The sequence below is a fragment of the Streptomyces lomondensis genome (assembly GCF_014651035.1).
Taxonomy (GTDB): domain Bacteria; phylum Actinomycetota; class Actinomycetes; order Streptomycetales; family Streptomycetaceae; genus Streptomyces; species Streptomyces lomondensis.
In genome coordinates this window covers 19104-41589 of the sequence record NZ_BMWC01000004.1, presented here as the reverse complement: position 1 = coordinate 41589, position 22486 = coordinate 19104, and the positions used below count along the sequence as shown (strand labels likewise).

The 22486-nt window shown below is 71.6% G+C and carries 22 protein-coding genes; 10 read left to right on the top strand and 12 right to left on the bottom strand.

The window, feature by feature from the left end; genetic code table 11:
* Positions 1 to 4: 4 nt before the first annotated feature.
* A complete protein-coding gene (locus IE255_RS15295; protein WP_190050808.1) occupies positions 5 to 475 on the top strand; it encodes a pyridoxamine 5'-phosphate oxidase family protein in 471 nt (156 codons plus the stop codon).
* Positions 476 to 511: 36 nt separating this feature from the next.
* Here IE255_RS15295 and IE255_RS15290 read toward each other — a convergent pair whose 3' ends face one another.
* Positions 512 to 1414: a LysR family transcriptional regulator gene (locus IE255_RS15290; RefSeq protein ID WP_190050807.1), complete on the bottom strand. Its 903-nt coding sequence runs from the start codon at positions 1412 to 1414 to the stop codon at positions 512 to 514.
* A 75-nt stretch (positions 1415 to 1489) separates the two neighbouring features.
* Here IE255_RS15290 and IE255_RS15285 point away from each other — a divergent pair, with 75 nt between their 5' ends.
* Positions 1490 to 2446 (top strand): DMT family transporter, encoded by a 957-nt coding sequence (locus IE255_RS15285; RefSeq protein WP_190050806.1) that lies wholly within the window; start codon positions 1490 to 1492, stop codon positions 2444 to 2446.
* Here IE255_RS15285 and IE255_RS15280 read toward each other — a convergent pair.
* A complete protein-coding gene (locus tag IE255_RS15280) occupies positions 2437 to 3768 on the bottom strand; it encodes an aminotransferase class I/II-fold pyridoxal phosphate-dependent enzyme (RefSeq protein WP_190050805.1) in 1332 nt (443 codons plus the stop codon). The two genes, IE255_RS15285 and IE255_RS15280, sit on opposite strands and share 10 nt — an antisense overlap.
* A gap of 35 nt (positions 3769 to 3803) precedes the next feature.
* On the opposite strand from IE255_RS15280, the gene IE255_RS15275 reads away from it, so the two are divergent.
* Positions 3804 to 4490 (top strand): pyridoxamine 5'-phosphate oxidase family protein, encoded by a 687-nt coding sequence (locus IE255_RS15275; protein ID WP_190050804.1) that lies wholly within the window; start codon positions 3804 to 3806, stop codon positions 4488 to 4490.
* Between the two features lie 54 nt (positions 4491 to 4544).
* Here the strand turns inward: IE255_RS15275 and IE255_RS15270 are convergent, their stop codons facing one another.
* The 3 genes from IE255_RS15270 to IE255_RS15260 form a co-directional block, all read right to left on the bottom strand.
* Complete coding sequence (locus IE255_RS15270) at positions 4545 to 5486, bottom strand: DMT family transporter (protein WP_190050803.1); 942 nt, start codon at positions 5484 to 5486, stop codon at positions 4545 to 4547.
* A 228-nt stretch (positions 5487 to 5714) separates the two neighbouring features.
* Positions 5715 to 6719, bottom strand: coding sequence for an EamA family transporter (locus IE255_RS15265; RefSeq protein ID WP_190050802.1), 1005 nt, complete (start codon positions 6717 to 6719; stop codon positions 5715 to 5717).
* 76 nt (positions 6720 to 6795) lie between these two features.
* Positions 6796 to 7353: a Clp protease N-terminal domain-containing protein gene (locus IE255_RS15260; RefSeq protein ID WP_229906423.1), complete on the bottom strand. Its 558-nt coding sequence runs from the start codon at positions 7351 to 7353 to the stop codon at positions 6796 to 6798.
* A gap of 223 nt (positions 7354 to 7576) precedes the next feature.
* On the opposite strand from IE255_RS15260, the gene IE255_RS15255 reads away from it, so the two are divergent.
* Entirely contained in the window at positions 7577 to 8005 is a 429-nt protein-coding gene (locus IE255_RS15255) for a type II toxin-antitoxin system Rv0910 family toxin (protein WP_190050800.1), read from the top strand.
* 109 nt (positions 8006 to 8114) lie between these two features.
* Here IE255_RS15255 and IE255_RS15250 read toward each other — a convergent pair whose 3' ends face one another.
* The gene (locus tag IE255_RS15250; RefSeq protein WP_190050799.1) at positions 8115 to 8741 is read right to left on the bottom strand and encodes a PadR family transcriptional regulator; all 627 of its coding nucleotides are present in this window, start codon (positions 8739 to 8741) and stop codon (positions 8115 to 8117) included.
* A gap of 102 nt (positions 8742 to 8843) precedes the next feature.
* On the opposite strand from IE255_RS15250, the gene IE255_RS15245 reads away from it, so the two are divergent.
* Together IE255_RS15245 and IE255_RS15240 are read left to right on the top strand one after the other, a co-directional pair.
* Positions 8844 to 9494, top strand: coding sequence for an HAD family hydrolase (locus tag IE255_RS15245; protein ID WP_190050798.1), 651 nt, complete (start codon positions 8844 to 8846; stop codon positions 9492 to 9494).
* 82 nt (positions 9495 to 9576) lie between these two features.
* The gene (locus tag IE255_RS15240) at positions 9577 to 10395 is read left to right on the top strand and encodes a PhzF family phenazine biosynthesis protein (RefSeq protein WP_190050797.1); all 819 of its coding nucleotides are present in this window, start codon (positions 9577 to 9579) and stop codon (positions 10393 to 10395) included.
* Between the two features lie 49 nt (positions 10396 to 10444).
* On the opposite strand, the gene IE255_RS15235 is transcribed toward IE255_RS15240, so the two are convergent.
* Both IE255_RS15235 and IE255_RS15230 read right to left on the bottom strand, forming a co-directional pair.
* Complete coding sequence (locus tag IE255_RS15235) at positions 10445 to 11185, bottom strand: CPBP family intramembrane glutamic endopeptidase (RefSeq protein ID WP_267974576.1); 741 nt, start codon at positions 11183 to 11185, stop codon at positions 10445 to 10447.
* Positions 11186 to 11312: 127 nt separating this feature from the next.
* Entirely contained in the window at positions 11313 to 12830 is a 1518-nt protein-coding gene (locus tag IE255_RS15230) for a glutamate-cysteine ligase family protein (RefSeq protein WP_190050796.1), read from the bottom strand.
* A 556-nt stretch (positions 12831 to 13386) separates the two neighbouring features.
* On the opposite strand from IE255_RS15230, the gene IE255_RS15225 reads away from it, so the two are divergent.
* From IE255_RS15225 to IE255_RS15215, 3 genes are all read left to right on the top strand, one after another.
* Positions 13387 to 13971, top strand: a complete 585-nt coding sequence (locus IE255_RS15225; RefSeq protein ID WP_190050795.1) for a hypothetical protein — start codon at positions 13387 to 13389, stop codon at positions 13969 to 13971.
* A gap of 378 nt (positions 13972 to 14349) precedes the next feature.
* Positions 14350 to 14556 (top strand): DUF5999 family protein, encoded by a 207-nt coding sequence (locus IE255_RS15220; RefSeq protein ID WP_114250812.1) that lies wholly within the window; start codon positions 14350 to 14352, stop codon positions 14554 to 14556.
* Between the two features lie 197 nt (positions 14557 to 14753).
* Positions 14754 to 15788: a LacI family DNA-binding transcriptional regulator gene (locus IE255_RS15215; RefSeq protein WP_190050794.1), complete on the top strand. Its 1035-nt coding sequence runs from the start codon at positions 14754 to 14756 to the stop codon at positions 15786 to 15788.
* Positions 15789 to 15809: 21 nt separating this feature from the next.
* On the opposite strand, the gene IE255_RS15210 is transcribed toward IE255_RS15215, so the two are convergent.
* From IE255_RS15210 to IE255_RS15195, 4 genes are all read right to left on the bottom strand, one after another.
* On the bottom strand, positions 15810 to 16874 hold the full coding sequence (locus IE255_RS15210; RefSeq protein ID WP_190050793.1) for an endo-1,4-beta-xylanase: 1065 nt from the start codon (positions 16872 to 16874) through the stop codon (positions 15810 to 15812).
* Positions 16875 to 16927: 53 nt separating this feature from the next.
* Complete coding sequence (locus IE255_RS15205; RefSeq protein ID WP_229906461.1) at positions 16928 to 17692, bottom strand: carbohydrate ABC transporter permease; 765 nt, start codon at positions 17690 to 17692, stop codon at positions 16928 to 16930.
* A 71-nt stretch (positions 17693 to 17763) separates the two neighbouring features.
* Positions 17764 to 18762 carry a carbohydrate ABC transporter permease gene (locus IE255_RS15200; protein ID WP_190050791.1) on the bottom strand — a complete coding sequence of 333 codons (999 nt, stop codon included), beginning with the start codon at positions 18760 to 18762 and terminating at the stop codon, positions 17764 to 17766.
* 6 nt (positions 18763 to 18768) lie between these two features.
* Positions 18769 to 20061, bottom strand: coding sequence for an extracellular solute-binding protein (locus IE255_RS15195; RefSeq protein WP_190050790.1), 1293 nt, complete (start codon positions 20059 to 20061; stop codon positions 18769 to 18771).
* 444 nt (positions 20062 to 20505) lie between these two features.
* Here IE255_RS15195 and IE255_RS15190 point away from each other — a divergent pair, with 444 nt between their 5' ends.
* Positions 20506 to 22485, top strand: a complete 1980-nt coding sequence (locus IE255_RS15190) for an APC family permease (RefSeq protein ID WP_190050789.1) — start codon at positions 20506 to 20508, stop codon at positions 22483 to 22485.
* Position 22486: the final 1 nt, after the last annotated feature.

Below are 22486 nucleotides of genomic sequence, written 5' to 3'. Positions count from 1 at the left end.
GAGCATGACCGTCACACAGCAGCGCCGGGGCCGGAAGATCATGATGACGCCGGGCGAGCTGGACGATTTCCTGACCACGCAGCGCACCTGCCGGGTCGCCACGGTGTCGGCCGACGGCGCTCCGCACGTGAGCACGCTGTGGTTCGCCTGGGACGGCACCTCGATGTGGCTGTACTCGGTCGTGCGCAGCAAGCGGTGGACCGACCTGCGGCGCGACCCTCGTGTGGCGATCGTGGTCGACACCGGCGAGGAGTACGACGAACTGCGCGGCGTCGAGCTGTCGGGCACCGTCGAGTTCGTGGGCGAGATCCCGCGCACCGGCGAGCTGCGCGCCGAACTCGACGTGCCGGAGACGCTGTTCGCCCGGAAGAACTTCCGCATGGAGGAGATGCCGCACGACGGCCGGCACGCCTGGCTGCGGCTGACGCCGGAGAAGATCGTCTCCTGGGACTTCCGCAAGCTGGGCGCGCGGTAGCCCTCGCGACGGTCGGGCAGCGGCCGTCGCCGAGGCTCAGCCGACGCTCTCCCCCGCCGCCCGCAGGGCCTTGACCGCCACCCGGATCGACGGGCGGCGGTCGGCGTCCGCGCGCCAGACGACGTAGACATGCCGCCGCACCCGTTGCTTGAGGGGGACGGTCACGACTCCGGCCGGCACGGGATGGCGGCCGAGCAGCGGGGCGATGCACACGCCCAGCCCCGCGGCGACCAGCCCGAGCTGCGTGTGGGTCTCGGCGGCGCGGTGGCCGACGATCGGCTCGATGCCCTTCGAGCGGAGCGTGAACATCAGCCACTCGTGGCAGAACTCGCCCTCGCCCCAGGTGATCCACTCGTCGTCGGCGAACTCGGCGAGGTCCACCTCCTCACGCCCTGCGAGCCGGTGGTCGACCGGCATGGCCACATCGGCCGGGTCGTCCAGGATCGGTGCCTTGACCAGGCCGTCCGGCAGTGCCATCGGCTTGTTGTACCAGTCGAGCACCACGGCGAGGTCGAGGTCGCCGCGCACGACTCCGGCGATGCCCTGCTCCGGCTCCAGCTCGCAGGAGCGCAGGCGCAGCGCCGGGTGCCGCTCGCGCAGCGCGGACAGCGCGAGCGGGAGCAGGCCGCGCGCGGCCGTCGGGAACGCCGACAGCCTGAGCTCGCCGACGACCTGCCCGCGCTGTGCCTCCAGGTCGGACTGGGCGAGTTCGACCTGGGACAGGATGCGCGCGGCGTGCTCGGCGAGCAGCCGGCCGGCGTCGGTGAGCCGCACGCCCCGGCCGTTCTTGGCGAGGAGCTGCTGGCCGACCTCCCGCTCCAACTTGGACATCTGCTGCGAGACGGCGGACGTCGTGATGTGCAGTCCCTCGGCGGCGCCGCTGACCGAGCCGTGCCGGGCGAGGGCGTCGAGGGTGCGCAGGCGCTCCAGGTTCAACATGTAAGCAATGCTACGCAATACCGGGTGCGAAATCTCGATTGTGCTACGAAGTTCTCCTCCCGCATCGTGGCGTCCATGAGCACCGTCACCACCGCCTCCAGCCGGGTCGCCACCGCCTCGCCCGACCGCGCCCGGCCGCCCCGCCTCGACTGGCGCCTGCGGTTCGCCGCCCTCTCCCTGATCTGGGGTTTCAGCTTCCTGCTCATCAAGGTGGGCACCCAGGGGTACGCGCCGTTCCAGGTCACGCTCGGCCGGCTGGCGTTCGGTACGGCGGTGCTGGCCGCCGCGATGGCGGTGCGCCGCCAGGGGCTCCCGCGCGGGGCCCGCACCTGGGGGCATCTGGCGGTGGCCGCGTTCCTGCTCAACGCCCTGCCGTTCTCGCTGTTCGCGTACGCCGAGCTGACCATTCCGTCCACGCTGGCGGGCATCTGCAACGCGACCTCGCCGCTGTGGGGCATGGCGCTGTCCCTGGTCGCCCTGTCGGAGGACCGCCCGACCCGGGTGCGGGTCGCCGGGCTGGGGCTGGGCTTCCTCGGGGTGCTCACGGTGCTGGGCGCCTGGCAGGGCTTCCACGGCCTGGACGCCACCGGCACGGCCCTGGCCCTGCTCGCCTCCCTCAGCTACCCGGTCGGCTGGATCTACGTCCGCCGCACCCTGGCCGGCACCGGCCACTCCCACCTGTCGATGACCGGCGCGCAGCTGCTGCTCGCGACGGTCCAACTGGCCGTCGTCACCCCGCTGTTCACGTCCCTGCCCACCCGCGTGTCCGTCGTGCCGCTGCTGGCGATCGCCGCCCTGGGCGCCCTGGGCACGGGCCTCGCCGTGCTCCTCCAGTACGGCCTGGTCGCCGAGGTCGGCCCGACGACCGCCCAGATGGTCACGTACTTCGTCCCGGTCATCGCCACGGCCGCGGGCTTCGCGCTCCTCGGTGAGCCGCTCGCCTGGTCGACACCGGTCGGGGCGGTGATCGTACTGACGGGGGCGGCGCTGACCCAGGTGCGGCCGAACTCCCGGCGGACACCTCAGACGTAACTCCGCGCCGGCGCCGGGCCGAGTGCCGAGGCGATCGCGTCGGCCAGTGCCTCCGTCTCGTCGTCGCCGAGCGTCGAGACGGTGACGCGGATGCCGGGCGGCGCGCTCATCCGGAAGCGGGCGCCGGGGGAGACCGCCCAGCCGGCGTGCAGCAGCCGGGCGACGGCGCCGGTCTCGTCCGGCACGGGCACCCACACGTTCATCCCGCTGCGTCCGTGCGCCGCGACACCGCGCCGGTCGAGCGCGCCGATCAGCGCGTCCCTCCGCCGCCCGTACGCCGCCGCCACCTCGGCCGTGTCCACCGCACCGTCGGCCCACAGCCGTACCAGCGCCCGCTGCATCAGCCGGCTCACCCAGCCGGGCCCGAGCCGCTGCCGGCCGCGGACCCGGTCGACGGTGACGGCGTCCCCGGTGAGCAGGGCGAGGCGCAGATCGGGGCCGTAGGCCTTGGCGGCCGAACGTACGAACGCCCAGTGCCGGGTGGCGCCGGCCAGGGGGTGGAGGGGCAGGTCGACGATGCCGTGGCCGTGGTCGTCCTCGATCAGCAGGACCTCCGGGTGCTCGCGGAGCACGGACCGCAGGGCACGCGCGCGCGTGGCGCTCACCGCGGCACCGGTCGGGTTCTGCGCCCGGTCCGTGACGATCAGGGCCCGCGCCCCGGCCTCCAGCGCCCGGCGCACGTCGTCCGCGCGCGGCCCCTCGTCGTCGATGCCGACCGGGACGGTCCGCAGGCCGAGCGCCGGCACGAGATCGAGGGTGCGGCCCCAGCCGGGGTCCTCGACGGCGACGGTGTCGCCGGGCTTGAGGTGGGCCGCCAGCACCCGTTCGACGCCGTCGAGCGCCCCGGAGACCACGGCGAGCGGCCCGTCCGGCACCCCGTCGGCGTCGAATCCGGCCCGTGTGATCCGGGCCAGCTCCGGTTCCACGGGAGCTGCTCCGTAGAGCACCGGCGCACGGTCGCCCTCGGCGGCGGCCGCCGCGAACGCGCCCGCGAGCGGCGGCAGCAGCGCCGGGTCCGGATTGCCGTTCGCCACGTCCCGCACGCCCTCGGGGACGTCCACCCGGATGTGGTCCCGCCCGGTCGTGGCAGGCGCCGGCCGCACCCGGCTGCCGCGCCGGCCCGCGGTCTCGATGACCCCGCGCTCGCGCAGGGTCCGGTACGCGGCCGCGACCGTGTTGGGATTCACTCCCAGCCGCTCCCCCAACTCCCGCATGGGCGGCAGCAGTTGACCCGGCCGCAGCTCACCGGCTCCTACCGCCCGCTCGATGCTCGCGGAAATGTCCGCTGCACGGCGCCCGCTGATCGGATACTCTCCTAGCACAAAGCCAATTATGCACTAGTGCAATGGAGAGCGCCATGCAGGGGACCTCGCAGACGCCGTCGCAGCCCACCACCGCCTACACACCGACCGACCGCACCGTCCCCACCCGCTCCCCGAACCGGGCCTCGTACGACAGGGAACTGGTGCACGCGATACTCGACGAGGCCTACGTCTGCCACCTCGGCTTCGTCCGCGACGGCGCGCCGGTCGTGCTGCCCACCCTGTACGCCCGGGTCGGCGAGCGGCTCTACGTGCACGGCTCGACGGGGTCGCGCCCGCTGCGGGCGGCCGGCCAGGCCGACCCGGGCCTGCCGGTCTGCCTGACCGTCACACACGTCGACGGACTGGTCCTGGCCCGCTCGGCCTTCCACCACTCGATCAACTACCGCTCGGTGGTGGTGCACGGCGTCGCCCACGACGTCACGGACCCCGAGGAGAAGCGCCAGGCCCTGGACGCGCTGGTCGACCACGTGGTTCCGGGCCGCTCCGCCGACTCGCGGCCGGCCAACAAGAAGGAGCTGGCCGCCACCGCCGTGGTCCGCCTGGACCTGGGCGAGGTCTCCGCCAAGCTCCGCACCGGCGGCGTGAACGACGAACCGGAGGACCTCGGTCTTCCGCACTGGGCGGGTGTGGTCCCGGTGCGGAAGACGTACGGCACCCCCGTTCCCGACCCGGCCCTGGCCGCGGACACGGCACTTCCCCCCTACCTGCTGGACCGGTGACCTTCAGGGGCGCGGGGAACTGCGCGGCCGGCCGACGGCGGCCCGCAGCCGCCGTCAGGCAGGCACCGCCCGCTCCTTGGGCGTCCGCACCTCCCCCACGGCAAGCCCCGCGACCGACCCCAGCATCAACAGGGTCCCGGCCACCGTCGCCACCGTCAGCCGCTCACCGAGCACGACCACGGCCAGCACGGCCGCGCTCACCGGCTCCAGCAGCATGATCACCGAGACGGTGGCGGACCGTACGACGGCCGCCCCCGCGAAGTAGAGGCCGTAGGCGAGGGCCGTGGGCACGGCGGCGACGTACAGCAGGAGAAGCAGGAGCCGCCCGGGCTCCTCGGTGTGCGGCAGCAGCCCCTCCGCCAGGGCGAACGGCAGCAGGCACAGGCTCGTGACGGCGAAGGCCCCGGCGGTCGTCCGGGAGGCGTCGGTGTCGCCGTCGCGGCCCCAGCGGCGGGTGAGCAGGGTCATCGCGCAGTACCCGGCCGCAGACAGCAGCGCGAGCAGCACGCCCCACGGGCGTACGGCCGTACCGCCGCCGCCCAGGACGAGGACCGCGAGACCCGCGAGGGCACCCGCGACGGCGGCGGCGCCCCCGCGGCCCAGGCGTTCGGCCAGCGTCAGCCGGGCGCCGAGCGCGATGAGGACGGGCCCCGCGCCCAGGGTGACGACCGTGGCCACGGCGAGGCCGGTGGCGGCGACGGCCGCGAAGTAGGCCGTCTGGAAGACGGCGAGGCCGAGCCCGGTGACACCGGCCCGCAGCGCCCGGCGGCCGAACGGCTCGCGGACGGGGGTACCGGCGCGCGGCCGCAGCGGGCGCACGGCGAGCAGCAGGACCAGACCGGCGGCGCAGCGCCAGAAGGAGAGGGCGATCGGCCCCATGTCACTGGCCTGGTAGACCAGGGAGGCGGCCGCGCCCGCGGTGCCCCAGGCGGCACCGGCGACGATCAGATAGAGGAGGCCTCGCCCTACGGGCAGGCCGGAGGTGGTGTTCGACACGTGTTCTCTCCGCAGAAGCGCACGAGGCGCCGCGCACGACGGGCGGCGGCTGGTGCGCGAAGTTCGGGAAGGGCCCCGGATCGCTCGGGATCAGCGGGGTCCACGGACTTCGTCTGCGGGCAGCACCGTTCGGCCCGGCGGCGAACGCGCCGGGCGCGGTTTCCGGAGGGCCCGCCTCAGGCGGCCGGAGGCGGAAGAACGAGCGCGTCGGAAGGCATGATCGACACCTTATGCGGTGGTCCCGGGGGTGGACCACTCCCTTTCCGGGCCGCCGCCCGCCACCGGCCGCTCCGATCCCTTCGCGGGCGTCGAGGACTGCGCGATGAACGCGCCGAGCAGCACGATCACGCCACCGGCGATCTGCGGCGCCGACAGGTGCTCGCCGAGCAGGACCCAGGCCAGGACGGTGGCGATCACCGCTTCGAGGCAGGCCACGACTCCGGCGACCTGCGGGGAGAGCCGGCGCACGGCGAGCACGCCGGTGACGTAGGCGACGACGGTGGCGACGAGCACGATCCAGGCCAGCAGGACGACGGCGGCGACGGGCGTGCCGTCCATGCGGGCGGTGCCCGTGAGCACGGACCAGTCCATGGACCAGGGCCGGGCGACGACGGTCAGGACGGCCGCGCCGATCAGCAGGCCGTAGGCGATGACCCCGAGCGGATCGGGCGCCTCGTCGCCGGCGTCGCTGCCCTGGTCGGACAGGACGAAGTAGCCGACCTGGCAGCAGGCCGCGCCGAGCGCGAGCAGCAGCCCCAGGACGTCGAAGCCGAGGCCCGACCACACCTCGACGACACACGCGAGTCCGCCGACGGCCAGAACGACACCGAGGGCGGCGGCCCGGGTCACGGGCCGCCGCTGCACGAACCGCACCCAGCCCAGCACGAGGGCGGGTGCCAGGTACTCGATGAGCAGCGCCACCCCGACGGGGATCCGGGAGAGCGCGGCGAAGTAGCAGGCCTGGACACCGGCGACGGCCAGCAGCCCGAACCCGGCGAGCAGTCCGGGGCGGCGGCGCAGCAGCGCGCGGTGGCGGACGGCGAGCGGCAGCATCACCAAGGCCGCCCCGGCCACCCGTAGCCACACCACGTGCAGCGGGTCCAGGCCCGCCTCGATCAGCGGTTTGGCCGCGACACCGGATCCGCCGAAGGCGACCGCGGACAGGATCGCGAGGCCGAGCCCCACGCCCTTGCCGCGCCTGCTCACACTGCTGTCAGACGTACGCACCGGCACATGATGGCAGGCCCCGACAGGAGCGTCACCCCCTATGACACCTGTCTCACTGTCCGGACGGGACGTGCGGGCCGGGTCAGTGAGCGGCTTCGCCGCCGCCGGCGTACTCCTGGGGCCGGTCGGACAGGTCCTGGAGCCGGGCGAGCACCTCGTGCGCGTCGATCCCGGCGCGTTGGAGCACCTCGACCGCGCGCGCCTGCGGGTCGACGAGGATCGCCGCGAGGAGGTCGGTGCCGCGGGCCGGTCCGCCGTGCCGTACGGCGCGTTCGCAGGCGTACTCCATGGACGCCGCGGCCAGCGGCGAGAAGCCCGCGCTCTCCGTCACCACGGGGACGGCACCGGAGTCTTCGACACCGCTCTGCCAGCGCAGGCCGTAGCCGATGCTGCGCTGGACGAGATAGCCGAGCAGTCGCGCGATCCGCGGTCCCTCGCCGAAGACGGCGCGTGCCTCCGCGTCGGACTCCAGCAGCGAGTGGAGCAGGTGGGCGGTGTCGATCTGGCGGTCCCCGTCCCGGACCGCCCTGCGGCGGGCACCGCCGACCACCGATGCCAGCTCGTCACTGAGCCTGGCATCGTGCTCTGCGCGGTGGATGCCGTGCTCATGGGCCGACTGCCGGGGGATGCGGGGTTGCACATCCTCCACCCCATCAGTCCCGGGCGCCCGGGTCATCCTCGGCAGGAAGCATTTTCGCGTCCCACGGGAAGTGGACTCCCCCGGCCGGAATCTCCTCCTTACGGAGGAGATCAGGCTGATTCGTCCGTAGGCCCCACCACGGCTGACAGTTCGTCAGTATTGAACATTGCGGCCGTCACGGCTACGTTCCGCGACACCCAGCCCGAGACGAAGAGGTGGTCGCATGGCCGAAGTCAGCGCGGAGGCACGCATCGGGGCGCCGGCCGAGAAGGTGTGGGCCAGGCTCACGGACTGGTCCGCCTACGGCGAGTGGAACGCGACCCACACGAGCTTCCCGGCGGGCGGCCCCGAGCCCCTCGAAGTGGGCGCGGCCTTCCAGGAGAACATGCGGCTCATGAACTTCCCCGCAGAGGTGGCCTGGACCGTCGAGGAAGTCGAACCGGCCCGGGTGCTCGCCATCCGCGGCAAGGGCCCGATGGCCGTGACCGTCGCGACGCGCTACACCCTCACGCCCGACGGCGACGCGACGACCGTCCGCATCGACGGCGCGTTCACGGGCGCGACGGTGTCCCTGATGGCGGCCAAGCTCAAGGACTCGGCCACGGCGGCCCTCAACGAGTCGCTGCGCAGGCTGGACGCGCTGGTGGCCTGACGCCCCGGGACGCAGAAGCGCCCCCCGGATCTCCGGGGGGCGCCTGTTTCCAAGAGCAGCCGGGCCCTCTCCACGAGCAGTCGGACCCTCTCCACGAGCAGCCGGATCCTCAGTCCTCGTCGGCGAGGATCAGATACAGCTTCTTGCGCGCGTCGTTGATGACGCCGAGCGCCTTCTCCCGCTGCTCCTTGCTGCCGGTCTTCCAGACCTGGCCGAAGGCCTCCATCAGGCCGAAGCCGGCCTGGCGGATCTCGCCGAGGGCTTCCCAGTCGACACCGCGGGAGGCCTCCTCCCAGGGCGCCTCGGGCCCCTCGTCGGCCGCGGTCCGGCCCGCCTCGGTGAGCGAGAACAGCTTCTTACCGCCCTCGGACTCACTCGTGATCAGGCCCTCGTCCTCCAGCAGCTGGAGGGTGGGGTACACCGAGCCGGGGCTGGGCTTCCACGCCCCGCCGCTGCGCTCGGCGATCTCCTGGATCATCTCGTAGCCGTGCATCGGCCGGTCCTTGAGCAGGGCCAGGATCGAGGCCCGTACGTCACCGCGCCGCGCCCTTCCCCTCGGCCCGCCGCGCCCTCGACCGCCCCAGGGGCCAGGGCCGAAGCCGGGACCACCGGGCCCGCCCCAGCCGGAGCCGCCGCCCGGCCCGAAGGGGCCGAAGGCCGCCCGCAGTCCCTCGAAGCCGCCTCGGCCGCGCGGTCCGCCGTGGCCATGTCCGTGCTCGAATCCATGGGTACGCATCGCAACCACTCCATTCCATCGTTGATCTGTCGCGATGCTTCAACGATATATCGGAACAGTTCGGATGACAAGGTTCGGCTCGGCTGTGGTCTACTGCCGGTCATGCCGCTGCTGCTACTGGACCTCGACAACACCCTCGTCGACCGCGACGCGGCCTTCCGCACCGCCGTCGCCGGCTTTCTCGCCGAGCACGGTCTGCCCGCCGCCGACCTCACCTGGGTGATGGCCGCCGACGCGAGCGGCTACACCCCGCGCCCCGAGGTCGCCGCGGCCCTGACCGAGCGATACGGCGACCTGGTGCCCGGCACAGCCGTCCACGCCCTTCTCGACCGGGGCGCCGCCGACCACGTCGTCCTGGCGCCCGCCACCCGCGAGGCGCTGGGCGCGGCGCAGGCCGACGGCTGGACATGCGTCATCGTCACCAACGGGCGCGTCCTCAAGCAGGAAACGAAGATCCGCAAAACCGGACTCGACCGGCTCGTCCAGGGCTGGGTCGTCTCCGAAGCAGTCGGTCACAAGAAGCCGGCCCCGGAGATCTTCCGAGCGGCAGCCGATGCCGTCGGCGTCTCCCTCCCGGGCGCGTGGGTCATCGGCGATTCCCCCCACGCCGACATCGCGGGCGCCGACGCGCTCGGACTCCGGAGCGTGTGGGTGGCGGACGGACGTGCCTGGACCCAGGACTCCTACCGCCCCACCCATGTCGCCGCCGACGCCGCCTCCGCGATCAGCCTCGCCATCGGGACACCGGGATAAGGGCGACTCTGCCGGCGGAACCGGGCCAGCACTGGTGAATTGGCCTTGGTCCGGGGCTTCGCGGAGCCCCTAGCGTCAGGCCATGCGGATTCGAATCGTCGACGCCTTCACCGATCGCCCCTTCTCCGGCAACCCGGCCGGCGTCCTGCTCCTGAACGACGCGGACGCCTTCCCGGACGACACCTGGCTGCGGAACGTCGCCCTGGAGGTCAACCACTCCGAGACGGCCTTCGCCCACCCCCTCCCCGAGGGCGGTGAGGCCGACTGGGCGCTGCGCTGGTTCACCCCGGCCGCCGAGGTCGCGTTGTGCGGCCACGCGACCCTGGCCACCGCCCATGTCCTGCACGGCAGTGGCGTCCACGAGGGCCCCGTGCGGTTCGCCACCCGCAGCGGCGTCCTCGTCGCCACGCCCGCCGCCGACGGCTCCTTCACGCTCGACTTCCCGACGGCCCCGCTCACCCGGATCGACCCGCCCGTCGGCCTCGCCCAGGCCCTGGGCGCCGAGCCGCTCACGGTCCTCCACACCGGCCCGAACGTCGGCGACCTGCTGGTCGAGGTCGCCGACGAGAAGACGGTGCACGCCCTCAGCCCCGACGTCCGGGCCCTCGCCGCCCACTCCGAGCGCGGCGTCATCGCCACCGCCCGCGCGGCAGACCCGGCCCGGGGCTACGACTTCGTCTCGCGCTGCTTCTTCCCGAACGTCGGCATCGACGAGGACCCGGTGACCGGCAGCGCCCACACCGCCCTCGCCCCGTTCTGGTCCGAGCGCCTGGGCCGGCCCCGCCTCACCGGCCTCCAGGCCTCACCCCGCTCCGGCCGCGTCCGCACCGAACTGCGCGGCGACCGCACCCTGCTGACCGGCAGGGCGGTCACCGTCATCGAGGGCGAGCTGCTCGCCTGAGACCGGCGAAGGGGCGTACGACACCGCCGTACGCCCCTCCCGCCTCTCGTCACGCCGTCGGCAGCCACCCGACCTTGCCCGCCAGCAGCGCGTACCCGACGAACGCCCCGATGTCGAGCAGCGAGTGGGCCACCACCAGGGGGCCGACGCGGCCCCAGCGGCGGTAGAGGTAGACGAAGACGACGCCCATGACCATGTTGCCGATGAAGCCGCCGATGCCCTGGTAGAGGTGGTACGACCCGCGCAGGACGGAACTGCCCAGCAGCGCGGCCGTCGGAGTCCAGCCCAGCCGGCCCAGCCGGCGCAGCAGGTAGCCGACGACGATCACTTCCTCCAGTACGGCGTTCTGGATCGCCGAGAGGATCAGCACCGGGTACTTCCACCACACCTCGGGCAGCGCCTCGGGCACCACGGTGAGGTTGAAGCCGAGGCCGCGGGCCGCCAGGTAGAAGGCGATGCCTGTGCTGCCGATGACCGCGGCGATCGCCGCCCCGCGGCCGAGGTCGGGCCAGGGGCGGGTGCGGTCGAAGCCGAGGGTGCGCAGGCTCGCGCCCTCGCGCAGCAGGAAGTGGGCCACGAGCACGACGGGCACGAGCGCCGTGGTGATCCCGAAGAGCTGCCAGGCGAGGTCGAGCCAGGGGCGGCCGGGCGCGGCCGAGGCGTTCATCGTGGCCGCCTGGTCCTTGAGCCCGCCCGGCTTGGTGACCGACCCGATGAAGCTGATCAGCGCGGAGACCCCGCTGGCCCCCAGCGACAGCGCGAGGACGAGCAGCGTCTCGTTGCGGAGCATCCGCCGTGACAGCCCCTGCTGGGGAATGGAATCGCCCGCCGGGCTCGCCTCCGCCTGCACACCTGCCTCCACTTCACCGATCCGTCGGATCAGTATGGCGGCAGCGGCCCGGCACCTCGCAGGCGCCTCAGCCCAGCGACACCGGCTCCGGCAGTCCCACCGGCCAGCTGTGCACCGGATCCCCCTGGTGCATCAGCGTGCGGTAGCGCCGGGTCGTGGCGGCCAGCGCCTCCTCCCGGGTAAGGCCGGCGTCCAGGGCCTGGTGGAAGGTCGCGGCCTGCCAGCTCGCCCCGTTCACCCGGCGCCGGCAGCGTTCCTCGATCACGCCCAGGTACAGGTCGCGGTCGGCCGGCTCGACGTTCCAAGCGTCCAGCCCGGCCTCGGCGAGCGGCAGCAGTTCGTCGCGGACCAGGCTCACCGCGTCGACCTGGGTGGTGCCGCCGTAGCGGCCGCGCCGGGGCCAGGTGAAGCGGGCGTCGATGCCGTCCTTGCACGCGGCGTCGAAGTTGGCGGCGGCCGCCTCGAACGGCAGCCGGGTCCACACCGGCCGGGCCTCCTCGGCGAGGGCGCGGACGACGCCGTAGTAGAACGCCGCGTTGGCGATGACGTCGGTGACGGTGGGCCCGGCGGGCAGCACGCGGTTCTCCACGCGCAGGTGGGGGACGCCGTCGGCGACGCCGTAGACCGGGCGGTTCCAGCGGTAGATCGTGCCGTTGTGCAGGACGAGCTCGGCGAGGTTCGGGGTGCCACCCTGGTCGAGCACCTGGAGCGGGTCCTCGTCGTCGCAGATGGGCAGCAGCGCCGGGTAGTAGCGCAGGTTCTCCTCGAAGAGGTCGTAGGCCGAGGTCACCCAGCGTTCCCCGAACCAGGTGCGCGGCCGGACGCCCTGGGCCTGGAGTTCGGGCGGGCGGGTGTCGGTGGACTGCTGGAACAGCGGGGGCCGCGACTCGCGCCACAGCTCGCGGCCGAACAGGAAGGGCGAGTTGGCGCCGACGGCGATCTGGGCGGCGGCGACCGCCTGGGCCGCGTTCCACACGTCGGCGAACCGGGCCGGGGTGACCTGGAGGTGCAGCTGCACGGAGGTGCAGGCGGCCTCCGGCGCGATGGACTTGGACGTGCAGCTGAGGTGCTCCACACCGGCGATGTCGAGGGTGAACTCCTCGCCGCGGGCGGCCACGATCTGGTCGTTGAGGAGGGTGTAGCGGTCGACGTCGGAGAGGTTCGACGACACCAGGTCGTCCCGGTCGAGGGTCGGCAGAATACCGATCATCACGATTCCCGCGTCGACCTCGCTGGCTTTCCGGTCGGCATATGCCAGTGACGTGCGGAGTTCCTCCGCGAGCCGGTCGAATACCCGGCCCCCCAGGCGGTGTGGAGGAATGTTTACTTCCAGATTGAACATGGCGAGTTCTGTTTGGAAATCGCGACTGGCGATGCGTTCCAGGACTTGCGCATTCAACATTTTCGGCATGCCGTCGGTGCCCGCGAGATTCAATTCGATCTCCAGCCCCATGAGGTTCTTCGGGCGATCGAACCGCTTCTCCGCCAGGAGTCGCTCCAAGCCCGTCAGGCACTGACGGAGCTTGTCACGGTAGCGCTGGCGATCGGACAGGTCGAACCGGCCTGCCACGACCTTCTCCCCCATCGAAGCGTCCCTCCTCGGATGATGCGGGCCGAAGATCCGGCCGCCGGGTTCCGGTCAGGTGGAGGATGCCCAGCGAAAGCGATCGATAACGTCCCGGGCGGGCCCGCCGGCCGCTACGCTGGTCACGTGTGACCGGTGGCACATTCACTCGGCATGACGCTCATGCCGGTTCCGGGTACTGCGAACTCGTGAAAAACGCCGACGAGAATGGGCCGACCGGGTCGCGGGCATTAACCGAGGTCATCGCCGCGGACCCCCGCCCGGAATCGGGATAATTCTCGCGTATCGCCGACCGAATGTACCCTTGTTCTACTCACCGGAAACGGCTAGACGAAACACAGTCTGAACCCGTGTCGTATAAACTCCGCGAACAAGGCAGAAGGTTGGCGCCCACGGTCGATGGGTCCTGCCGTCGTGGCGACCTACGGCGGACCCCACCCCCCTCTCGTTCACAAGACCCCGGCCCCTGCCTCTCTGACCCCCGTGAGCAGACAGCGCCGTCCGCCCCCGCCCCCGCCCTCGCGCCACCGTGCCTTTGAATGAGAGGCGACCCACCATGCCGCTGCATGTCCCCCCGGCTCCCGCGCCCGCACTCCGTTCCGTCCTGGCTGCGCTCTCCTCGCCCACCGCGGTACGCGAAGCCCGAACTCCCGCCCTGCTCGGCGCCCAGGGACCCGCCACGCCCGAGCTGCCCCTGCCCGTGCACGTACTCGACGCGGTCACGCCCGAGGGCCTGTCGGCCACCAGGCTCGCCGGGTGGCGCTTCCTGGTCCGCTGCGGCGACCGTGCCGTGGCCGCGGCGGACACCATGCTGACTCCCGACGGCTGGGCCTTCTCCCACTTCTTCGAGGGCCCGTACATCACCTCCACCGAGCGCGCCCTGCGCCAGGCCGAGACGATGCAGCAGCCGTACCAGCCCCGCCTGCTGTCGGTGCCCAGCCTGTACATGCTGACGCTCTGGCTGCACGAGGACTGCGCCGCGGACGGCGCCGCCGGCCACCCCGCCGCCACCGACCTGCTCGTCCCGCTGGCTCCCGCGCCTCCCGGCATCGCGGCCCACCGCCCGCACCGCGTCGCCGAACTCCTCCCGGTGCTGACCCATCGGGTGACTCCCACGCGCCTGCTCGGTTCACCCGCCTGAAGCGCCGCGTAGTTTGCCGCACCCCGTCGCCGAATTCCCGGCGGCGGGGTCGCCCCTTTTTCACGCTCGTACGAGCACCGAATAGCTCGTACGAGCCGCAAGAAGGGGCCGACCCGACCGGACTAGCCCCATCCGGCCACCGAGAACCACCCGAAGTGACAGTCCAGTTGGGATGAACCGTCCGCGCGGGTGATGCGTCCTGAACCTGTGAGGAGCGGTGCGGCGAAATCCCTGCGGATCGACGCCCGTGGGGCAACACTGGGTTCCGACGACTTATCACAACGGGGGGCGGCCATGAACGACACGTCTAGCCGCGAAACGAAGACCACAGCAACCTCAGTCACCTCGTCCACCACGACCAAGCGAAAGATCCCACCCATGTGCCAGCACCAGACACCGTGCCCCTCCGCCGACTCCGCCGACCGGGAATCCGCCCGCCTCGTGGCGCACCACCCGGAGCAGGGGTGGAGCCTGCTGTGCAACGGCGTCGTGCTCTTCGAGGACACCGGTGAGCTCCTGCCGGACGGCCGGATCATCGCACCGCACCGTCCGCTGGCCGGCAGCCAGGTGATGACGGCCGCCTAGGGGCGCCGCTCCGCCCGCAGACAAGAGGGGCCGGCCGTAGGACCTCCTGCGCACCGGCCCCGACGCGTGTCCGAGGGCTGTCACTCGCCGTCACCCCCCGCGACGCCCCGTTCCCGGCTCGCGCGCCTTCCCACGGATGCCCGTTTTCCGGAAGACTCCTGGAAGTTTCGCGGTCACCCGTCGACGGAGGTGGGCAAGTGGCGGCACAAGAGGCCGACGCCGGCAACAGGGTCACGATCACGGAGATCGCCCGGCAGGCCGGCGTGTCCGTACCGACCGTGTCCCGGGTCGTCAACGGCCGGTCCGACGTGTCGCCGCAGACCCGCGCCCGGGTCGAGGACCTGCTGCGCCGGCACGGCTACCGCAGGCGCCCCGCGCCCTCCGGCACCCGCGCCGCCCTGCTCGACCTGGTCTTCAACGACCTCGACAGCCCCTGGGCCGTGGAGATCATCCGCGGGGTGGAGGAGGTCGCCCACGCGGCCGGGGTCGGCACGGTCGTGTCGGCCATCCACGGGCGTTCGGGCGACGCCCGTGAGTGGATGCGCAACCTCCGGGCCCGCGCCTCGGACGGCGTCGTGCTCGTCACGTCGGCGCTGGAGCCGATGCTCCACGAGGAGCTGCGGATCCTCGGGGTGCCGCTGGTGGTCGTCGACCCGGCGGGCTCGCCCGCCCTGGACGCGCCCACGATCGGCGCCGCGAACTGGTCGGGGGGCATGGCGGCCACCGAGCACCTGCTGTCGCTGGGCCACCGCCGGATCGGCCTGATCGCCGGCCCGCCGCGCCTGCTGTGCTCCCGGGCCAGGCTGGACGGCTACCGCGCGGCTCTGGAGGGTGCCGGCATCGCGCTGGACGAGTCCCTCGTCGTCCCCGGCGACTTCCGTCCCGAGTCCGGCTGCACCGCGTGCAACACCCTGCTCGACCTGACCGAGCCGCCGACCGCCGTCTTCGCGGCCAGCGACCGGATGGCGCTCGGCGCGATCGAGGCACTGCGCCGGCGCGGGCTGCGGGTGCCGCAGGACATGAGCGTGGTGGGTTTCGACGACCTTCCGGAAGTCCGCTGGTCGGCTCCGCCGCTGACGACGGTCCGTCAGCCTCTGGCCGACATGGGCAAGCTGGCCGTGCGTACGGTGCTCCGCCTCACCCGCGACGAGCAGCCGGACTCGCCGCGGGTGGAGCTGGGGACCGACCTGGTGGTACGGGCGAGCACGGCGCCTCCGGCAGTCCGGAACTGACGGATCCGCCAGGGCCTGCCGCTACTTCCCGCCGAGCGCCTCACGCAGCGCGAAGTACGCCGGCTTCCGCCGCAGTTCCTCGTCCCACGGCAGGGCCGCGCCCTCCCCCGGGAAGAACGCGGGAATCCAGGAGTATTTGTCCGTGTAGTCCCACAGGGTGATGCCAACGCACCGGCGCACCGCCAGGCACGCCTCGGTCAGGTCGCCGTACCACTCCGCCTGCAGGGCCAGCTTCTCCTCGGTCGCGGGCAGCTGCATCCGGATGTCGACCTCGGTCAGCGCGGTGTCCAGTCCGAGCCGCGAGAAGCGGCGGAGGTTGTCCTCCAAGGTGGTGGGATAGCCGTACTGGAGGGCCAGATGGGCCTGGAGGCCGATGCCGTGCAGCGGGACGCCCGCGGCCTTCAGCTCCTTGGCGAGCTTGTAGTAGGCGTCGCTCTTCGGGCCGATCGCCTCGATGTTGTAGTCGTTGAGGTACAGCTTGACGCGCGGATCGGCCTGGTGGGCCCAGCGCAGCGCGTCGGCGATGTAGCCGGGCCCGAGCGTCTTGTAGAAGACGGACTCGCGGTACGTGCCGTCCTCGTTGAAGGCCTCGTTGACGACGTCCCAGGCGAAGACCTTGCCCCGGTAGTGGCGTACCTCCGCCTGGATGTGCTTCTTCAGCACGACCCGCAGCTCCGGGGCCGTCCACTCCCGGCCCGTCAGCCACCCCGGCAGCTGGCTGTGCCAGACCAGGGTGTGTCCGCGCACCCGCTGCCGGTTGGCGCGGGCGAGGTTCACGATCTCGTCGCCCTGGGAGAAGTCGAACACGCCCTGCTGGGGCTCGGTCGCGTACCACTTCATGCCGTTGCCGGGGGTGATCTGGTCGAACTCGCGGCCGAGCAGGGCCTTGTACGGCTCGTCGACGAGCTCGGGGTTGTCGGTCGCGCTGCCGAAGTAGCGGCCGTGCCGCTGGGCGAGTTCGGCGAGGGTGGGTTCCTTGCCGTGCCGCTCGTCCGCCTGTGCCGTCGGCCCGGTGGCGATGCCTCCGAGCATCAGCGCGGCGGCGAGCGCCCCGGCGAGTCTGAGCCGTGTTGCGGTGGTGCGCATGGTGCGACTCCTCACGATCGATGGGTCGGTGAGCCGTACGTCCGCCGCGCGCGTCAGCCCTTCGTGGCGCCCGCGGTGAGGCCGCCGACGAGCTGGCGCTCGGCGACCGAGTAGAAGGCCAGGGCGGGGACCATGGCGAGCACCAGATAGGCGAAGACCTTGGCGTACTCAGCCGAGTACTGCCCCTGGAACTGCTGCACGCCGATCGGCAGCGTCCACCACTGCGCGTCGGTGAACACCAGCAGCGGCAGGAAGAAGTTGTTCCAGCTGGTGACGACGGCCAGCACGGAGACCGTGCCGAGCGCGGGCCGCGCCATGGGCAGCAGCACCCGCCAGAAGAAGCCGAACGGACTGCATCCGTCGAGCGTCGCCGCCTCCTCCAGCTCGCCGGGGATCTGCCGGAAGAAGCCCCGCAGGATGATGATGGTCATCGGCAGCCCGAAGGCCGCCTGCGGGAGGATCACGCCGAGCGGGTTGTCCAGCAGGTCCAGGGACCGCAGCAGCAGGAACAGCGGCAGGGCCGCCACCGCGAACGGGAACATCAGCCCCATCGTGAACAGCGTGAAGAGCACTTCCCTGCCGCGGAAGGCGAACCGTGCGAAGGAGAAGGCCGAGAGCGCGGAGACGGCGACGACCAGGACGGTCGTGCCCACCGCGATCAGCGTGCTGTTGCCGATCAGCCGCCAGAAGTCCCCCGAGCCGAGGATCTGGGTGTAGTTGGAGGTCACCCACGACTCGGGCAGTCCGACCGGGTTGCGGGAGAGCTCGTCGGTGGACTTGAAGCCGGACAGCGCGGCGTAGACCAGGGGGACGGCCATGACCGCGCCGACGACGACCAGGACCAGGTGCAGCGGGAGGTTCCTGCCCCGGCGGGCTTTCTGACTGGCTGTCACTTTCCGTCCCCCCGCATGGTCGTGGTGGCCCCTGCCAGGTCGCGCCGGAGCACGAACCGCTGGTAGGCGAGGGCGAAGACGAGGCTGATGGCGAACATGACCACGCTGATCGCGCTGGCGTAGCCGACCTGGTAGCGCTTGAAGCCGTACTGGAACATGGTCACGGCCATGGTCTCGGAGTGGTGGTCGGGGCCGCCCGCGGTGGTCACCCACACCAGGTCGAAGAGCTGGATGGCCCCGATGACCGACAGGAAGACGCTGATGCGCAGGGTGGGTGCGAGCAGCGGCAGGGTGACGTTGCGGAAGCGCTGCCAGGGCCCGGCCCCGTCGATGAGCGCCGCCTCGGTCAGCTCCCTGGGGACGGCCTGGAGCCCGGCCAGGTACAGCATCATGTGGAAGCCGAAGTACTTCCAGGTCATGACGAGGAACAGCGTCGCCATGACGGTCGACGGGTCGGCGAACCACTCTCCGCCCAGCCCGTCCAGCCCGATCCTGCCGAGGACCTGGTCGGCGAAGCCGTCGTCCGGCGCGAAGATCATGCCGAACAGGATTCCGGTGATGGCCTCGGACAGCACGTACGGGGCGAAGAACAGCATCCGGTACACCGCCCGGCCGCGCATCCGCTGGTTGAGCAGGACGGCCATGGCGAGCGCGAACGGCAGTTGGATGACGAGCGACAGCATGACCAGGACGAGGCAGCGCCACAGGTCGCCGAGGAAGACGTCGTCCTGGAAGAGCCGGGTGAAGTTCTCGCCGCCGACGTAGTCCGAGGGCATCCCGAAGCCGCCCCAGCGGAAGAAGGCGGCGTACAGGGCGAACAGCATCGGCAGCAGCACGAACCCCATGAACAGCACCAGGGCGGGCAGCTGGAAGCCGGTCGCGGTCAGCCAGTTGAGCATGCGCCGCCGGGCCCGGCCCCGGTCCCGGCGGACGGCCGGGGGTGGGGGGCCGGCGTCGCGGCCGGCCCGTTTGTCCGGCAGATACGTGGAGGTCATCGCCGGCTACTGCTCTTCCTTCGCGGTCTTCGTGATCGACTGGGCGACCTGCTCGGGAGACTTGGACCCGGAGATGAGCGCGGCGACGCTGTCGTTGACCTCCTGGCCGACGGCGGGCGCGTAGGCCTGGTCGAGGTAGAGCTGGAAGCCGGTGGCCTTCTTCAGCTGCTCCTGTACGGCCTTGATGTTGGGGTCGGCGATGGCGCTCTCGGCCGCCGGGACCACGGGCAGCACGCCGGTCTTCTTGACCAGTTCCAGATCGGTGGCCTCGGACGCGAAGAACTTGAGGAAGTCGACGGCCTCCTGCGGGGCGCCCCGGCGCAGGGCGTGCCCGCCGCCTCCGCCGAACACCTCGGTGAGGGCGCCCTTGCCGCCCTCGACCTCGGGGAACGGGAAGAAGCCGAGGTCCTTGCCGAGGCCCTTGCCCGAGTCGGCCTGTACCACGGGCGCCCACTGGCCCATGAGTTCCATCGCCGCCCTGCCGTTGCCGACCGTGGCGGCCTGGCCGGTGGGGCTGGAGTAGGCGGCGCCGAGGAAGCCCTTCTGGAAGGGCTTCAGGCCGACGAGTTCCTCCAGGTGCTCTCCCGCCTCGACGAAGGGAGCGCCGGTGAAGTCCTTGGCCTCGTAGGCCTTCTGGAGCGCCTCGGCGCCCGCGGTGCGCATCGCCAGGTAGGCCCAGTAGTACATGCCGGGCCACTTCTCCTTGCCCGCCAGGGCCAGGGGCGTGACCTGGGCGGACTTCAGCCTGCGTACGGCGTCGAGGAAGCCGCTCCAGGTGGTCGGCGGGGCGCTGATGCCGGCCTTCTTGAACAGCGCCTTGTTGTACCAGAAGCCGATCATGCCGATGTCGAACGGGATGCCGTAGACCCTGTCGTCGAAGAGGTACGGCTCCCGGGCGACCGGCAGCAGGGCGTCGCCCCACGGCTTGGTCCGGTCCGTGAGGTCCTCCACCATCCCGGCGTCGACCTGCTGCCGGAGGACGCCGCCGCCCCAGGTGTGGAAGATGTCGGGCAGCTTCCCGGAGGAGGTCAGCGCCGTCATCTTCGACTTGTAGGCGTCGTTCTCCAACTGGACGATCTTCACCTTGACCTTGGGGTTCTGCGCCTCGAACTTCCGGGCGAGGGCGGCCCAGACGCTCTTGGTCGGCTCGGTGGTGGAGATGTTCCACCATTCGATCGTGGTCGTCCCCGACGACCCTCCGTCCGAGTCCCCGCCGCATGCGGTCAGTGCCGTCATCCCGAGACCGGCCGCGGCGGAGGCCGCCAGGAAGCCGCGGCGGGACAGTGCCGGGTCGCCCATCATGCTCCTCGAAAGTTTCGAATGAGATTCAGAAAGCTGCGCTGTTGCCGCACCCTAGAGACAGCCGCCAAACGGTGACAACCCCTCGTAGGCAGTGAATCTTCAGTCCCCGCAGGGGACTTGCGCGAGGACGAAACATTCGACTCGAAAGGCGAACCTTACGAAGCCGCTTCTCGTCTGATCACAGAGGGTGTTCACCTACCGGTCGGCCCGAGACACCGGCACACCTCACGGACGGGCGACCCGGCAGCCGCGCCACACGCTCTCAACTCGCGTTTCACTCATCCGGCCATCCCGGCGGGGGGCGTCCACACCCAGTCTTAACGGAAGCTTGACGCGCACAGCACCCTCATCCACGGGCCAATGCGTCACGCTCCGCTTACGCTGATCGGGCCGTCCAGCGATGGCCGGAACCACACCGATCCGCACATCGGGAGCACGTCGATGGCCACCACCGAGCACTCCGCACCCAGCCGCACGGAGCCCGCCCCACCCGGTCGCCTGCGCGCCTGGATGCTGGAGGGCCTGTCCGACATGGGCAAGGGCGGCGGCCACACCGGTCCCCACGCCGAACCGGAACCCCCGCACCAGGGCCAGCCCTGGTGGCGGGTGATGTGCCTGACCGGCGTCGACTACTTCTCCACGCTCGGCTACCAGCCGGGCATCGCCGCCCTCGCCGCCGGCCTGCTGTCGCCCATCGCGACCATCGTGCTGGTCGTCGTCACCCTGGCCGGCGCCCTGCCGGTCTACCGTCGCGTGGCCGAGGAGAGCCCCCACGGCGAGGGCTCGATCGCGATGCTGGAGCGGCTCCTCTCCTTCTGGCAGGGCAAGCTGTTCGTGCTGACCCTGCTGGGCTTCGCGGCCACCGACTTCCTCATCACCATCACGCTGTCGGCCGCCGACGCCTCCACCCACCTCGTGGAGAACCCGCATCTGACCGGCGTGCTGCACGACCAGAAGATGCTGATCACCCTCGTCCTGGTGGCGCTGCTCGGCGCGGTGTTCCTCAAGGGCTTCCTGGAGGCGATCGGCGTCGCGGTCGCCCTGGTGGGCGCCTACCTCGCGCTGAACGCGGTCGTGGTGGTCGTCGGCCTCTACCATGTCATCACCGCGGGGCATGTGGTCACCGACTGGTCGAGCGCCCTCACCACCCAGCACGGCAACGTCTTCGTCATGATCGGCGTCGCCCTGCTCGTCTTCCCGAAACTGGCCCTCGGGCTGTCCGGGTTCGAGACCGGCGTCGCCGTGATGCCGCACGTCAAGGGCGACCCGGACGACACGGAGGCGCGGCCGGCCGGCCGCATCCGCGACACCAAGAAGCTGCTCACCACGGCCGCGCTGATCATGAGCGTCTTCCTGATCACCACCAGCTTCATCACCACCCTCCTCATCCCCGAGAAGGAGTTCGAGGCGGGCGGCCAGGCCAACGGACGCGCGCTGGCCTACCTGGCGCACGACTACCTGGGCAACACCTTCGGCACCGTCTACGACGTCTCGACGATCGCCATCCTGTGGTTCGCCGGCGCCTCCGCGATGGCCGGGCTGCTCAACCTGATGCCGCGGTATCTGCCCCGCTACGGCATGGCCCCGCAGTGGGCCCGTGCCGTGCGCCCCATGGTCATCGTCTTCACACTGATCGCCTTCCTGGTCACCTGGATCTTCGACGCCGACGTCAACGCGCAGGGCGGCGCCTACGCCACCGGTGTGCTGGTCCTCATCAGCTCCGCCGCGATCGCCGTGACCATCGCCGCCCGCAAGGCCCGGCAGCGGAACTGGACCATCGCGTTCGCGGTCATCTCCGCGGTGTTCCTCTACACGACCGTCGCCAACGTCATCGAGCGCCCGGACGGCGTGAAGATCGGCGCCTGCTTCATCGCCGGCATCATCCTGGTCTCCCTGCTGTCACGGCTGGCCCGGGCCTTCGAGCTGCGCGTGACCAGCGTGACGCTGGACGACATGGCGCAACGCTTCGTCCGCGACCTGGCCAGCCGCCGGATGCGGTTCATCGCCAACGAGCCCGACCGGCGCGACATCGCCGAGTACCGCGACAAGATCGAGCAGATCCGGCAGGACAACGACGTGCCCGGGCAGGAGGACTTCGTCTTCGTCGAGGTGACGGTCACCGACCCGTCCGAGTTCGAGGCCGGCCTGACCGTACGCGGCGAGGTGCTGCACGGCCGCTACCGCGTCCTGACCCTGGAGTCCTCCTCCGTCCCCAACGCGCTTGCCGCGCTCCTGCTGCACGCCCGCGACACGACCGGCTCGATCCCGCACATCTACTTCGAGTGGACCGAGGGCGGGCCCTTCGCCAACCTCCTGCGCTTCTTCCTGTTCGGCCAGGGCGAGGTCGCCCCGGTGACCCGCGAGGTCCTGCGCGAGGCGGAGCCGGACCGCAAGCGGCGGCCGAAGGTGCACGTGGGCTGAG

Coding starts and splice junctions, on each gene's coding strand:
- IE255_RS15295 (WP_190050808.1), top strand. CDS start 5: ATGACCGTCACACAGCAGCGCCGGGGCCGGAAGATCATGATGACGCCG.
- IE255_RS15290 (WP_190050807.1), bottom strand. CDS start 1,414: ATGTTGAACCTGGAGCGCCTGCGCACCCTCGACGCCCTCGCCCGGCAC.
- IE255_RS15285 (WP_190050806.1), top strand. CDS start 1,490: ATGAGCACCGTCACCACCGCCTCCAGCCGGGTCGCCACCGCCTCGCCC.
- IE255_RS15275 (WP_190050804.1), top strand. CDS start 3,804: ATGCAGGGGACCTCGCAGACGCCGTCGCAGCCCACCACCGCCTACACA.
- IE255_RS15255 (WP_190050800.1), top strand. CDS start 7,577: ATGGCCGAAGTCAGCGCGGAGGCACGCATCGGGGCGCCGGCCGAGAAG.
- IE255_RS15250 (WP_190050799.1), bottom strand. CDS start 8,741: ATGCGTACCCATGGATTCGAGCACGGACATGGCCACGGCGGACCGCGC.
- IE255_RS15245 (WP_190050798.1), top strand. CDS start 8,844: ATGCCGCTGCTGCTACTGGACCTCGACAACACCCTCGTCGACCGCGAC.
- IE255_RS15240 (WP_190050797.1), top strand. CDS start 9,577: ATGCGGATTCGAATCGTCGACGCCTTCACCGATCGCCCCTTCTCCGGC.
- IE255_RS15235 (WP_267974576.1), bottom strand. CDS start 11,185: ATGCTCCGCAACGAGACGCTGCTCGTCCTCGCGCTGTCGCTGGGGGCC.
- IE255_RS15230 (WP_190050796.1), bottom strand. CDS start 12,830: ATGGGGGAGAAGGTCGTGGCAGGCCGGTTCGACCTGTCCGATCGCCAG.
- IE255_RS15225 (WP_190050795.1), top strand. CDS start 13,387: ATGCCGCTGCATGTCCCCCCGGCTCCCGCGCCCGCACTCCGTTCCGTC.
- IE255_RS15220 (WP_114250812.1), top strand. CDS start 14,350: ATGTGCCAGCACCAGACACCGTGCCCCTCCGCCGACTCCGCCGACCGG.
- IE255_RS15210 (WP_190050793.1), bottom strand. CDS start 16,874: ATGCGCACCACCGCAACACGGCTCAGACTCGCCGGGGCGCTCGCCGCC.
- IE255_RS15205 (WP_229906461.1), bottom strand. CDS start 17,692: ATGGCCGTCCCCCTGGTCTACGCCGCGCTGTCCGGCTTCAAGTCCACC.
- IE255_RS15200 (WP_190050791.1), bottom strand. CDS start 18,762: ATGACCTCCACGTATCTGCCGGACAAACGGGCCGGCCGCGACGCCGGC.
- IE255_RS15195 (WP_190050790.1), bottom strand. CDS start 20,061: ATGGGCGACCCGGCACTGTCCCGCCGCGGCTTCCTGGCGGCCTCCGCC.
- IE255_RS15190 (WP_190050789.1), top strand. CDS start 20,506: ATGGCCACCACCGAGCACTCCGCACCCAGCCGCACGGAGCCCGCCCCA.